10 protein-coding genes are annotated in these 13,562 nt (G+C 70.2%); 3 read left to right on the top strand and 7 right to left on the bottom strand.

What is annotated here, in order from left to right; translation table 11 throughout:
* Positions 1-50 precede the first annotated feature (50 nt).
* Complete coding sequence (gene phsA, locus ACIA8X_RS16390) at positions 51-1,937, bottom strand: O-aminophenol oxidase PhsA (protein ID WP_393447630.1); 1,887 nt, start codon at positions 1,935-1,937, stop codon at positions 51-53.
* A 164-nt stretch (positions 1,938-2,101) separates the two neighbouring features.
* Between phsA and ACIA8X_RS16385 the strand changes: the two genes are divergently transcribed.
* A complete protein-coding gene (locus ACIA8X_RS16385) occupies positions 2,102-3,589 on the top strand; it encodes a hypothetical protein (RefSeq protein ID WP_393447628.1) in 1,488 nt (495 codons plus the stop codon).
* On the opposite strand, the gene cyc2 is transcribed toward ACIA8X_RS16385, so the two are convergent.
* Positions 3,582-5,741 carry a germacradienol/geosmin synthase Cyc2 gene (gene cyc2, locus ACIA8X_RS16380; protein ID WP_393447626.1) on the bottom strand — a complete coding sequence of 720 codons (2,160 nt, stop codon included), beginning with the start codon at positions 5,739-5,741 and terminating at the stop codon, positions 3,582-3,584. The two genes, ACIA8X_RS16385 and cyc2, sit on opposite strands and share 8 nt — an antisense overlap.
* A 236-nt stretch (positions 5,742-5,977) precedes the next feature.
* Between cyc2 and ACIA8X_RS16375 the strand changes: the two genes are divergently transcribed.
* Entirely contained in the window at positions 5,978-7,219 is a 1,242-nt protein-coding gene (locus ACIA8X_RS16375; RefSeq protein ID WP_393447624.1) for an endonuclease/exonuclease/phosphatase family protein, read from the top strand.
* Positions 7,220-7,223: 4 nt separating this feature from the next.
* Here the strand turns inward: ACIA8X_RS16375 and ACIA8X_RS16370 are convergent, their stop codons facing one another.
* The 4 genes from ACIA8X_RS16370 to ACIA8X_RS16355 form a co-directional block, all read right to left on the bottom strand.
* A complete protein-coding gene (locus ACIA8X_RS16370) occupies positions 7,224-7,973 on the bottom strand; it encodes an ABC transporter ATP-binding protein (protein ID WP_393447622.1) in 750 nt (249 codons plus the stop codon).
* 37 nt (positions 7,974-8,010) lie between these two features.
* Positions 8,011-8,931: an ABC transporter permease gene (locus ACIA8X_RS16365; protein ID WP_393447620.1), complete on the bottom strand. Its 921-nt coding sequence runs from the start codon at positions 8,929-8,931 to the stop codon at positions 8,011-8,013.
* Between the two features lie 145 nt (positions 8,932-9,076).
* On the bottom strand, positions 9,077-9,856 hold the full coding sequence (locus tag ACIA8X_RS16360) for an ABC transporter permease (protein WP_393447618.1): 780 nt from the start codon (positions 9,854-9,856) through the stop codon (positions 9,077-9,079).
* 6 nt (positions 9,857-9,862) lie between these two features.
* Positions 9,863-10,777 carry an ABC transporter substrate-binding protein gene (locus tag ACIA8X_RS16355; RefSeq protein WP_399458526.1) on the bottom strand — a complete coding sequence of 305 codons (915 nt, stop codon included), beginning with the start codon at positions 10,775-10,777 and terminating at the stop codon, positions 9,863-9,865.
* Between the two features lie 296 nt (positions 10,778-11,073).
* Between ACIA8X_RS16355 and ACIA8X_RS16350 the strand changes: the two genes are divergently transcribed.
* Positions 11,074-12,336: a cytochrome P450 gene (locus ACIA8X_RS16350; protein ID WP_399458525.1), complete on the top strand. Its 1,263-nt coding sequence runs from the start codon at positions 11,074-11,076 to the stop codon at positions 12,334-12,336.
* 21 nt (positions 12,337-12,357) lie between these two features.
* Here ACIA8X_RS16350 and ACIA8X_RS16345 read toward each other — a convergent pair whose 3' ends face one another.
* On the bottom strand, positions 12,358-13,548 hold the full coding sequence (locus ACIA8X_RS16345; protein ID WP_393447614.1) for a damage-control phosphatase ARMT1 family protein: 1,191 nt from the start codon (positions 13,546-13,548) through the stop codon (positions 12,358-12,360).
* Positions 13,549-13,562: the final 14 nt, after the last annotated feature.

Here is a 13,562-nt window from a genome sequence, read left to right as displayed (position 1 = left end):
GAGTGAGACTGACCCGTGGTCAGGAACGGGAAGCCCGACGTGCCCGCACGTCAGCCCGTGTGTCCCTCCCCGTGTCCGCCGTGCCCGCCGCCGTGGTCGAACTTCAGTGCCTCCGCCGGCATGACGACGAAGGGCCGCATCATGCCCATGTCCTCGTGTTCGAGGAGGTGGCAGTGGTACATGAACCGGCCGTAGGCGCCGTCGAACTTCCCCATGACGCGCAGCGCCTGGTTGCCGGGCACCTGGAAGACGTCCTTGTGCCCGAGCTCGTTGGGTGCGAGCGGGATCGAGGTGCCCGCGTCGTACCGGATCGGGCTGCGGGTGCCGCCCACCGCCGGGTCGAAGCCCGAGACGTCGTAGGCGTCCCGGCCCAGCAGCTGGAAGTCGGCCAGGTGGATGTGCATGGGGTGGACGATCGGCGCCAGGTTGAGGAAGCTCCACTGCTCGTGGCTGCCCTCGGCGATCGTGAAGCCTAGGCCGTCGTTGAACGTCCGGGCCGTACGCCGGTATGTCTTGGTCTTGCCGTTCGCTGCGGTGACCTGGATGACGCCGTCGGTGGGGACCTGGATGTCGCCCGGGTGCTCGACCTCGGCCATCTCCCAGATCTCCGGGTGGCCGCCGGCGCCCTTGGTGGCGGGCGGGGTGAGCACGATCAGGCGGTGCCCGTGCTCGATGTCGTGCGTGAGCCGACGGAAGGAACCGGAGAGCACCTCGGGCAGCTCGAAGGTGTCGGGCTCGCAGCTCTCCCGGACGCGGAACTCCATGACCGCCGGATAGCGCACGTCACCCGCCGGGTCGGGTACGCCGGGCGGCTGGTTGCGGCCCTTGTTGACCAGGCGCAGCTTGCGGCCCGCCAGACCGCGGAAGTCGACGAGCAGGTCGAAGCGCTCGGCCGGCGCCGCGCTCAGCGTGGGCAGCGCGCCGTCGAAGTCGACCGGCACCGGGCGCGGCAGCAGTCCGCCGTCGCTGCCGATCTGGTGCACGATGCCCGGGACCGGGTTGTCGTCCTCGTCGACCAGGACGAGGTTGTAGATGCGCGCGTTGGACGCGTTGACCAGCCGGAAGCGGTACCAGGCGGCGTCCACCTCGGCGTACGGCCAGATACGGCCGTTGACCGTGCTGTACGGGCCGGTGAACGGGATCGAGACCGGCTTGCCCGTCTCGGGGTTCTTCTCCTGGACGATCACCGTCTTGTGCAGGAGCCGGCCGTTGAGACGGCCGTCCTCGTCGGTGTCGAGGTTGCGGTCGGCCAGCAGCAGCGGGATCTCCCGCTCCCCACAGGGGAGATGGAGGGCGTCCTCCTCGTCGTCACGGATGAGGTAGGTGCCGTACAGGCCCGTCATCACGTTCCACCGGGTGATGTTCATGGCGTGGTCGTGGTACCACCACTGCACCGCCTGGTGGTCGTTCGGATACTCGGACAGCTGGGCGTCTCCGAAGCCGACCGCGTTGTCCGCCCAGCCGTCGTTGCCGCCGCCCGTCTGGGCGCCGTGCAGATGGGTCACCGACCAGGCGGGCAGGGCCGCGACGTCCTTGTTGGGCTCGACGCCGTCACGGCCGGGTTCGGTCGTGGACTGCGGACGGCCGTCCGTGCGCAGCGGCACCTCCACCGAAGTGACCGGGTACTCGCTGTCCCTGGGGATGCGGTTGGTCCAGGCGATGCGCACGCGCTGTCCGCGCCGCACCTCGATGGTCGGACCCGGCACCTGGCCGTCGTACCCCCACATCAGGGTCGGCGGCAGCTGCGGGTGCAGGCGGATCCAGGTCGGGCGCAGGGCGATCTCGGTCTCGCGCAGGACGTCGTCGGACGCGGGCCGCAGGACGGGAGGGACGCGCAGCGGGGCCGCGTACGGTGTGAGTTCGCCGACGGCCGGCTGCTGCTCTCCCGTCTCGGCCTTGTTGTCGCTGTCCGTGAACCTCTCGATGATGTCGGTCAAGGTCGAACACCCCCGTGTGTTCTCGTTGTCTGTTCCCCTCACCCCAGAAGACTCGGGGCGCACCGCCGAGGTTCCCGGAATATCCCGTTCCGCACGAAAAGTTTCGGAAACGGCATTCGGAGGGCCGAAGTCCGTTGTCAGTGGCCGCTGTTACGTTCTGTGACATGACCGATCACGCGCTGCGGCTGCTCCGGCAGAATCCCCGCCTGGCCGAACTGGCCGCCTTCCCCTTCAACTTCGACCTGGCCCGCGCGGCACACGGCCACGTCGAGGAGGTCCGCCTCGCCTCGGGCGGCCCGCTGGAGGTGGTGGCCGGGGACGACACCGGCGGTACGTACTTCGTGTGCGCGGACGGCTCGGTGTTGTACGCCGATTCTGAGGGCGGCGCCGGGATCATCGGCTCCGGTGTCGACGAGGCACTGGAGATCATGATCGGGCTGGCGGAAGGCGGGGAGGACGAGGAAAGCGCAGGCGACGAGGAGGAATTCCACCAGCGTCCTGGTCTCGATGAGGCTCGGGCTGAGCTGCGCGCCGCGCTGGGCTTTCCGGAGCGCTCGACGGCCGAGCTCGAAGCGATGCGGCAGGCCGCACTTCTGCGCACCGAGCCGGACTTCGTGCTGCTGAACGCCGACGAGGGGTGCGCATACGAGGTGCTCGGTCCGCCGGGTCCTCCCCTGTGGGAGCCGGTGCTCGCGACTGGCCGCGCCGACCTCGCCCTGCTGCGGGCGGGCGACCGCGCGGTATGGGACGCGGTGGCCGAGGATCCCGTACGGCGTCGACTCGCCCTGCGGGCCGCGCAGTTCGACCGCGCCGAGGGCGACCTGGAGGTGCTGCGGCATCTGCTGCGGCACGAGGCGAAGTCCTCGATGACGGACGAACTGCGGCTCGCCGCGGTGCTGGTGGGGCTGCGCGGGCAGGTGGCGGACCTGCCCCTGTTGTACGAGGTGCGCGAGACGACCTACGACACCTGGTGCGGCCTCGGCGGAATGCCCGAACCCGGGGCGAGTGCGGACGCGTTGCGGGAGTGGGCGAAGGAGCTCGACGAGTCGCTGTTCGGTACGGATCCCGCGGACGAACCAGTGGACACATGGACCGGCCTCGCCCGCGACCAGGGCATGACCGAGCTCGCCAGGGTCGCGCTGATCCGCCGTCTCGACGAGTTCGCCATGGACCAGAGCAGACTCCGCCGGCCGGACGCACCGCGGGAGTTGACCACCGCCCCGCTGCGCGCGCTGGCGCACGACTTCGAAGGGCTCGGCGACCGCATCCAGGCACTGCGCGCCCAGCGCCTGTACGCCTCGTTGCGGGAGGGGGCGAAGAACCGGGCGGTGGCCCGACTCGACCAGGCCCGCCTGGAGCGTGCGGTCGGCCAACTACCGCAAGCCGTACGGACCTTGGCGGCTCTGCGCGAAAACCTCGCGACCTCGGAGGACGACTCCCTGCGTAACTGGCAATGCGGGAGCCTCGGCCGCTTCATGGCCAAAGAGCACTACAGGCTGACCCGCGCCCTGGCCGACGCGGGCCAACCGGAGGAAGCCCGCACACTCCTCACGGCCGCCGACGCGATACTCGGCGAGCTCCCGGAGGACGCCGCGAAGACCGTAAGTGAGCTCGCCGAGGAGGCAGTGGCGCGGGTACGCGACGTCAGCTGAGGACCGGCACCGCCGGCGGGCGGTCCGGCAGGAAGCCGTGGGCGCGGCGGGCCAGGTACTCGGCCTTGTAGCGGTCGACCTTCTGGTGCCAGTTCAGGATGCCCGCCAACCAGTTCTGGAGGTCGACCACATAGTTGCCCATGATCTCCCGAGCCTCGTTCGAGAGCCGGAAGTCCTCGTAGACGATGGGGAGTTCGTGGGCGGCCACATGCTCGAACTGCTGCATGCGCTGGGTCATCAGGTCGTGGACGACCTCCAGCGCGCTCGGGTAGTCGATGCCGAAGAAGTTCTGCACGACGAGGATCGCGTTGTGGATCTCGCCCTCGTACTCGATCTCCTTCTGGTACGAGAAGACGTCGTTGAGGAGGCAGGCGTAGTCGATGGCGGCGTTCTCCAGCGAGCGGACGGGGCCGCTGCGGTACACCTCCGGCGGGATGGCGGGGCCGTGGCCCATCCGGCACAGGCTGAGGGTGAGGTCGGAGCCGAAGGTGGCGCGGCGCATCTCCAGGTAGTCGACGGGGTCGGGGATGCGGTTCTGGATCTGGTTGGACAGCTCCCAGACCCAGCTCTCGGTCATGACGTCCACCGAGTCCTTCAGGGTGCGCTGCTCGCCGGGTGTCATCTGCGCCGTCGTACGCGCCCACAGGTCGATGAGTCCGCGCTCCATGGCGTTGAGCGGGACGGTGGCCGACTCGCCGTCGAGGGGCATGCACGCCGACAGACGCTGCGTGGTCAGCCGTGCGGCGGCCAGGTCACGGCGGTTACCGAAGACGAGGGGGTAGTAGTCGTCGCCGTAGGTGCCCCAGGCGAGCCACTGGGCACTGAGGTCGAGGGCCTCCGGTGTGGCGTCCGGGTCGATGCCGGCCGAGCACAGCGGTAGGTCGTAGGCGGCGAGCTTGTCCTCGTCCCAGACGCCCTCCTGGAGCATGCCCATGCGGTGCATCCACTCGGTGAGGCGGGGGCGGGCGTCGTTCAGGTGCGGGCTGAGCTCCACCTGGAACGGCATGTAGAAGTCGGGCAGTCGGGACGGGCCGACCTTCTGGAACGGCACGTGGGTGTAGGCGCGCAGGCGTTCCGCGCCCGCCGAGGCGAGCAGCGCGCCGATGTCGGCGGCGGAGGTGCCGGGACCGGTGAGGCCCCGCCAGGGGCTGGTGGGTTCGGCGCGCTCGTTCATGTACCGGCTGGAGCGCATGTGCCACTCGTGGCCGCCCGACTGCCAGTCCTGCAGCCCCTGGGTGTACGCCGCGACCGCCGCGGCCTCCTGCGGGGTGAGCCCCTTCTCCAGCGCCACGGCGGGCACTTCGGTGAGGGCGGTGTGCTCGAACTGGTGGAGCCGGGAGGTGAGGACGTCGTTGACGGTGTCGGCGGCCTCCTGGGTGGTGCAGCCGAAGAACTTCTCCAGCACCAGGACGCCGTTGCTGAGTTCGCCCTCGTCCTCGACCTCGCGCTGGTAGGAGAACAGGTCGTTGCGCAGGTGCACGGCGTCGGAGAATGTCTCCATCAGGACCCTGATCGGCCTCGACTCGGCGACGGACGCGGGGACTTCAGCCCTCACGTACTCCACCAGGCCCGACGACCAGGGGGCACCGCCCACCTTGCGGCGCATCTCGATGTACTCGACGGGGTTGGCGATGCGCCCCTCGTTGATGTTGGACAGCTCCCACAGGGACTCGTTGAGGAGGTGCTCGGTGGCGACCGCGAACCGGCGGCGCCAGTCGGCCGACATCGCGGGCACCGTACGCGTCCACAGGTCGGCGAGCCCGGCCTCGACCGGGTTCTGCGGCTCGGGCATCGGGGTCGACAGGTCCATCGGCATGAAGAGTGGGAGCCTGTCCAGATAGGCCTTGCCGCCGACGCGGTCCTGGGTGCGCTTGAAGGTCTCCAGGAAGTGGTCGTCGAAGAAGAAGACCCACACGTACCAGTCGGTGATGAGGGAGAGAGCCTCGGCGTCACACTCGGGGTGGGTGTAGGCGCAGAGCAGGCCGTAGTCGTGCGCGTCCAGGTCGGTCTGCTCCCAGACCCCGGATCCCTCCAGCATTCCCATCTCGCGCGCCCACTCGGTCGAATGGGCGCGTGCCTCGTCGACATGTGGGTTCAGCCGCGCGGGATACGGCATGTAGAAGTGCGGGAGTTCGAAGGGCTGTTGCGTCATGGCCCGGCCCTACCCCCGGGCTTCCACAGGCATCCACGGCGCCGCACATGATCACACCATCGCGTGAATCACGGATGAATCCGGGAGTTCTCGCCGGGCCTTGTGGCGTTCACCTCTACGCGCGCAGACTTTTCGAGCCTCACGCTGTCCGAGCTTCATGTGTCCCCCTGTTTTGTCCGCCCTGTTTTGTCCCCCTTGTTTTGTCCCCTGTGTCCACCTCCCGTACCGGAGTCGCGATGAACCACACCGGATCCCTCTCCCGCCGCACCGCGCTGGCCTCCCTCGCCGGGGCGGCGCTGGCCACGACCGCGGCGTTCCCCGCAGCGGCGGCCGAGCGGCACGGCCGCCGGTCCGTTCGGTTCGCCACCTTCAACGCCTCGCTGAACCGCTCCGCCCAGGGCGGGCTGATCACCGACCTGTCCACGCCGGACAACGCCCAGGCGCGCAACGCCGCCGAGACCATCCAGCGCGTCGACCCGGACATCCTGCTGATCAACGAGTTCGACTACGACGAGCAGGGCAGAGCGGCCCGCCTGTTCCTGCGCAACTACCTGGCCGTCGGCCAGAGCGGGGCGAAGCCGGTCCGCTACCCGTACCACTTCACCGGCCCGGTGAACACGGGCGTCGCCACCGGCGTGGACCTCGACGGGAAGAACGGCGCCGTGACGACGCCCGGTTCGGACGCGTACGGGCAGGACGCCTACGGCTACGGCTGGTTCCCGGGGCAGTACGGCATGGTCGTGCTGTCGAAGTACCCGATCGACACGCGCGCGGTGCGCACCTTCCAGCGTTTCCTGTGGAAGGACATGCCGGGCCACATCATGCCGCCGGGCTACTACGGCGACGAGGCCCGCGCGATCCTGCGGCTGTCGTCGAAGAGCCACTGGGACGTGCCGGTGCGGATCGGGCACTCCACCGTGCACTTCCTGGTGTCGCACCCGACGCCGCCCACCTTCGACGGCACCGAGGACCGCAACGGACGGCGCAACCACGACGAGATCCGGCTCTGGGCCGACTACATCGGCGGGCGCCGGCGCAGCTCGTACCTCTACGACGACAAGGGCGTGTGCGGCGGGCTGCGGCCCGGGGCGCGGTTCGTGATCGCGGGCGACAACAACGCCGATCCGTACGACGGCGACAGCTACGACCACGCCATACGGCAGCTGCTCGACCACCCGGCGGTGAATCTCCCGGCCACCCCGCCGTCCAGCGCGGGCGGCGTGGAGGCCGCGAGGCTCCAGGGCGGCGCCAACGCCTCGCACACCGGCAACCCGGCGTACGACACCTCCGACTTCGGCGACACCGCTCCCGGGAACCTGCGCGTCGACTACGTCCTGCCGTCCAAGGGCCTGATACCGGGCGCGAACGGCGTCTTCTGGCCGACGTCCGACGACCCGTTGTACCGCCTGGTCGGGGACGGGAAGACGGTTCCGACGTCCGACCACCGGCTGGTGTGGCAGGACGTGCGCGTTGGCTGACGGCCTACCGGTTGCGCACCGCCCGCCCCACCTCCGACCTCAACGTGACGAACTCCGCCAGGCCCCGGGTCGTGATCTGGTCCCGGGCGCCGGGGAGTTCGACCGGGAGGTCCAGGACGACCTTGGAGCCGGGCCCCGGGGAGAGGACGACGACCCGGTCGCCCAGGTACACGCTCTCGTCGATGTCGTGGGTGACGAAGACGATCGTCGCGCCGTCCGTGCGGTGGACCTCCAGGAGGAGGTCCTCCAGGTCCTCGCGGGTCTGGGCGTCCAGGGAGCCGAAGGGTTCGTCCATGAGGAGGAGGGAGGGGCGGCAGACCAGAGCGCGGGCGATCGCCACGCGTTGCTGCATGCCGCCCGAGAGCTGCCAGGGATGACGCCGGGCGGTGTCGGTGAGGCCGACCCGGGCCAGGATGCGGTCGGCCTGGGCCCGGCGTTCCGCTCGCGGCAGGCCCCTGCGGCGCAGGGGAAGCGCCACGTTCTCGCGGACCGTGAGCCAGGGGTAGAGGGAGCGGGCGTAGTCCTGGAAGACCACGGCCAGGTTGTCGGGGACGCCGCGCACGGGTGTGCCGTCCAGGGTGATCGTGCCGTCGTACGCCGGCAGCAGGCCCGCGACGGTGCGCAGCAAGGTGGACTTGCCGCAGCCGGACGGGCCCACGACGCACAGGAGTTGGCCGTCCGGCACGGTGAGGGTGATGTCGTGCAGTACCTGGTGGTCGCCGTAGTGCTGGCCGACCGCGTCTAGGCGGAGCATGGCTGTCCCTGGGCGGAGGTGGTGGGGGGCGTACGGGTCATACGGTCGTGGTCCTCCCTCTTCCGACGAGCCGTTTCTCGACCGCCAGCAGGCCGGTGTTGAGGAGATAGCCGAGGGCGCCGAGCAGGGCCAGCGCCGCCCAGACGGTGAGCAGGTCGGAGCGGGACTGGGCGTCGGTGAGCGTGAAGCCGATGCCGTTGGCCGTGCCCGGCAGCAGCTCCGAGAAGACCATGAGGATGAGGGAGAGCGAGAGGCTCAGGCGCAGGCCCGCGAAGATGCGGGGCAGGGCGGAGGGCAGGATGAGGAAGCGGAGCCGTTCGGCCGGGGTGAGGCGCAGGACAGCGGCGACCTCAAGGCGGAGCGGGTCGGTGTCGCGGGCGCCTTCGGCGGTGTTGATCAGCACCGGCCAGACGGCGCTGAAGACGATCGACGCGATCTGCATCGGCGCACCGAAGTCGAAGATCACCACGAAGACGGGGACCAGGGCGGGCGGCGGGACGGCACGGGCGAACTGCAGGACCGGGTTGCACAGGGCGTACGCGCGCCGCGAGCGGCCCACCGCGACGCCGAGGGCGATCCCGGCGACGGCGGCGAGAGCGAACCCGGTGGCCATCCGGCCGAGGCTCGGCAGGATGTCGGCGACGGCGGCCTCGGTGAGGAAGACGTGCCGCACGGGACCCGAGAACCACAGATCCCCGGCATGCCGCGCGATCTCGGCGGGCGGCGGGAAGTAGACGCTCCCGTGCGCCCCGGCGGCCACCTGCCAGACGGCCACGGCGAGCGCGAGGACGGTCCAGCGCAGGAGGGCGTGGCGTACGGCGGCGGGGGCGAGGGCGCGGCGCAGAGGCGACGGTGCGAAGACCCGGCGCGTGGCTGCCGACCGTCGGTCAGGAGCTCCGGCGGATCCCGATCCGGATCCGGATGCGGCTCGGGACGCGGTGCCGCGGGGCTGGTTCATTCAGCGCTCCTCACGGCGCGACGCGGGGAGCTCAGGCACACGCGCGTCACACGACCGACCCGCACCGAACGCCACGTACCCACCCCACACCGACGGCCACGCACCCACCTGGTCACCCCGCACGGAACGCCACACGCCCACCCCGTCACCCCACACCCCGCCGCCCCGGCGTCCAAGGAAACAACCGCCGCTCCCCCCACTCCAGCACCCCGTTGATGACCAGCCCCAGAACCCCCGCCCACACCACCCCCGCCAGCACGTCCCGCGTCCCGTCCGTGGCCAGCCCCGCCTGGGCGATGAAGATGCCGAGGCCCTCGCCGAAGCCGGAGAGGATCTCCGTGGCGACGGCGAGGATGAGGGCGACGGCGGCCGAGATGCGGATGCCGGCGGCGATGAAGGGGGCCGTGCCCGGTAGTTCGACGCGCAGGAGGACGGAGAAGCGGCCGAAGCCGAAGGCGCGGAGGGTGTCCTTGGCGAGGGGGTCGGTCTCGCCGAGGCCGTAGATGGTGTTGAAGAGGATCGGCCAGACGGACGCGTACGTCACCAGCGCGACCTTGGTCTCGGTCCCCGATCCGAGGAGCAGGGAGACCAGCGGGATCAGCGCGACGGACGGCAACGGCCGCAGGAACTCGACGATCGCCCGCACCGCGGCGGCGACGACCGGCACACTCCCGAGGACGAGCCCGACCGGAACGGCGATCGCGCACGCCAGGGCGAGACCGAGCACCCAGGCGCGCAACGTCGCGGCGATGCCGTCCAGGAACACCGTGTCGCCCGCCAACTCCACGGCGCGGACGAGGACTTCGGACGCGGGCGGCAGATAGCTGCGCCGCACCAGACCCGCACGGGAGACGGCCTCGCAGGCACCGAAAGCCAGCAGCACCCCCAAAGCGCCCAGCAGCAGCTGCTCCTGACGGCCTTTCACGTCACGTCACTTGGCCAGCAACGTCGCCGGATCGATCGGTTTCTTCAGCATCCCGTGCTTCTCCATGAGGTCGGTCAGCCGCTTGAGCTGCGTGGCGTCCATCGTGGGCGGAAAGACGGGCAGATCGATCGACTCGGCCTGCTTCTCGGTCACCTTGGTGTAGGTCGGCAGGGTCTCGCGCACGACGGACGGGTCCTCCTCGGCGATCCGCACGGCTGCCTTGATGGCCCGCTGGAACGCGGCCAGCGTCTTGCCGTTCCCGTCGGCGTACTTGCTGGTGCTGACGTATCCGCTGAGCGGGATGGCCTCCACCGGCGCGGACGAGCCGTCGATGAGGACCCTGGCCTTCAGCTCGTCCTGAATGGCGCTGTCGTAGGGCTCGACCGCGTGCACGGCGTCGACCTGGCCCTTGTCCAGGGCGGCGCCCATCTGCGGGAAGGGAATCGCCCGGTAGACGGGACGGCCGACGCCCTGTTTCGCGAGGATCTCGTCGAAGGTGAGCGACTGGACGTTGTTGAGGACGTTGACCGCGAGCTTCTTGCCCTCCAGATCGGCGACGGTCTTGATGTCCGAGTCCTTGGACACCAGGACCTCCATCATGCGCGGGGCGGCCCTGATCGCCTCGGCGACGATCCGGATGTCGAGGGTGCCCTTCTCATGGGCCTGCATGTAGGTCACGTAGTTCGCGCTCGCGACCATGTCGATCTGTCCCTTGGCCAGGGCCGGCAGCGCCTGAAGGCTCTGCTGGACCTGCTGGATACGGACGTCGAGGCCCTCTTTCTCGAAAAGGCCGCGGTCCCGCGCGATGTAGAGGGCGACACAGTCGATCAGCGGCAGGGCGGCCACCGTGACGGTCTCCCGCCCCTCCGCCCCGGACGAGGAGTCCTCGCCGTCGCCGCAGCCCGTGAGTGCCACCAGCATGACGGTGGCCGCGGCGGCCGCCGCTGACCTCGTTCCCGAGCGCAATTGACGTAACGGCATAGCGACATGACTACCAAGAATTTGTCATGATCACCACAGGGGATCCGTGAACGATGAACGACAGCCGACCCGCCGGAACCACGACGGTCAGCACGGTCAGCACACCAACCCGGACGCATCCATCTGTCGGCCTTCACCGATATACGCCACCTTGGTCGCATGACCTCCTTCACCGGACTCTCCCACTGCCTGCTTCGTTCGAGCAGGAGGACCCTCATCGCGAAGGGCGGGCAGGCGTGACCGTCCACCACGCACCCCCCGTCCCGGACGTCTTCGACCCCCGTCAGTACGCCACCGGAGTCCCGTACGACGCCTATCGCGTCCTGCGCGACCACCACCCCGTGGCCCGGCAGGACGAGCCCGAGGTGCTGGGCTGGCCCGCCGGGCCCGGGTTCTGGGCGGTGACCCGGCACGCGGACGTGGTGCGGGTGCTCAAGGACTCGGCGACGTACTCCTCGTACATCGGCGCCACCCAGATCCGCGACCCCGACCCGGACGACCTGCCGTTCATCCGCCGCATGATGCTCAATCAGGACCCTCCGGGGCACGGGCGCCTGAGGCGACTGGTCAGCCGGGCCTTCACTCCCGGACGCATCGATCGTTTCGCCAAGGTCGCGCAGGACCGCGCGCGCACGCTCCTCGCACACGCCCTGGATGAAGCCCGCGCCTCGGACGGCACCGTCGACCTGGTCTCCACCGTCACCGACGACTACGCCCTGCTCAACCTCGCCGACCTGCTCGGCGTGCCGGAGGCCGATCGCAGGCTGCTGCTGCACTGGACGCAGCGGGTCATCGGCTACCAGGACCCCGACGAGGCGGGTCCGCAGGTGCTGGACCCGGCGGGCAAGCCGGTCAATCCACGGTCGCCCGCGATGCTGCGGGACATGTTCGGGTACGCCCAGCAGCTGGCCGCGCACAAGCGGCGGTACCCCGACGACGACGTGATGACGACGCTCGCCCACGACGCCGAACTCTTCCGAGCCGAGCTGGAGATGTTCTTCTTCCTGCTCACGGTCGCGGGCAACGACACCGTCCGCAGCGCGGCACCGGGCGGGTTGCTCACCCTCGCCGAGCACCCGGAGGCGTACGATCGCCTACGCATCGGAAGCGTCGAACTCACCTCCGCCGTCGATGAGTTACTGCGCTGGCACCCCCCGGTCCTCACCTTCCGCCGCACCGCCGCGCAGGACACGGAGCTGGCCGGCCGTCGTATCCGCGCGGGTGACAAGGTGGTCGTCTTCCACGCCTCCGCCAACCGCGACGAACGGGTCTTCGCCGACCCGGACCGGCTGGATCTGTCCCGCACCCCGAACCCCCACGTCTCCTTCGGCGACGGCCCGCACGTCTGCATGGGGGCGCACTTCGCGCGGCTCCAGCTGCGGGTGCTCTACCGGGAGGCCCTGCGGGTCCTGCCCGAACTGCGGACGGCGGGCGCACCCAGGCGTCTGGTGTCGAACTTCATCAACGGACTCAAGTCGCTCCCGATACACATCACTTGAGCCCTGCGCGCCCCACGATGATCACGTCCGCACCTGGATCAGCGCATGCGTCCCACCGGTCCGCCACTTCTGCCCCTCCGCCTCGACCAGCGCCGCCTCGGTGCGGGCGTCAAGACCGGTGATCACGTCGGACTTCAACGTCCGCAGGGCGGCGACCGGTCCGGGGAAATGCGCGGTGACCTCGGTGAACGGCGTGGTCGGCGGCCAGAGTCGGTCGCCGACGAGACGGCGGTAGTTGAGGTCGCCCTTGACGATGGTGAGGGTGGCCGTGGCCAGCTCCTCGCGGAGGTCGCCGGGCATCTCCGCGAACGGCAGCGGGCCACTGGAGAAGGGGTGCGCGCGGACGACGAGGCGGCCGTCGGTCATCGCCGACCACAGGGTGTGTCCGTACGTCGCCGCCGCGCCCGGTGCCGCCGTCAGCCGGCGCAGGGCGTCGAGTACGTCGGCATGCGTGGCGTCGGAGACGTAGTAGGGGTACGGCTTGATGTGGAGGACGGCCCGCCCGACGCGTCCCTCGGTGAGGAGGTGGGCGATGAGTAGCAGGTCGGGGACGAGTTCGCGGCCCGCGTTGTCGGCGATCAGGCACAGGGTGGCGGCGCCGGAGGGCGGGAGGAGGGACCAAAGGGTCTCGCTGTCGTCGGCGACCAGGGGCGGGGTGTCCGAGGATGTCTCGCCGTGCCCGGCGTCCGACAGTCGGAAGCCGAGGTCGGCGCGGTTGCCCCACAGGGAGCCGTGCAGCAGCGCCCGGTCCTGCTCGTCGGCGGGCCGGTCCGCGAGGGAGTCGAGGGCGGCCAGTTCCTCGTCGGTCTCCGGGGCGTCGAGCTCGGCCAGCTTGGAGGGGCGGAAGGGATCGATGCCCTGCCAGGGGCCGGGGGTGAAGTAGCCCACGGCTTCGAGGAGTTGGCGGTAGAAGTAACTCTCCGACCACAGCCACGGTACGTCGAACCAGGACCGGCCGGTGTACGCGTCGGCGCCCCATGCCGTCCAGCGGCCGCGGTCGTGCGCGTCGGCGGGGAGCGGTTCGATCACGCCCTTGGCGCAGCTCGCGAGGAGCGCGTCCAGCGCGCGGTGCCGCTCGGGGTCGTACGGGAAGGACTCCCGTACCTGCCGGATGATCGCGGGATGCCGTTCGGCGAGCACGCTGTGCGGGAACGAGCCGGGTTCGTCGGCGAGGAGCACGGGCGCGAGCGGAGTGTCGGACCTGTCGGGCATGCGCCTCACCGTAT

Source organism: Streptomyces sp. NPDC051738 (genome assembly GCF_044453205.1).
Lineage (GTDB): Bacteria > Actinomycetota > Actinomycetes > Streptomycetales > Streptomycetaceae > Streptomyces.
This window is presented reverse-complemented; position numbering and strand designations above follow the sequence as displayed.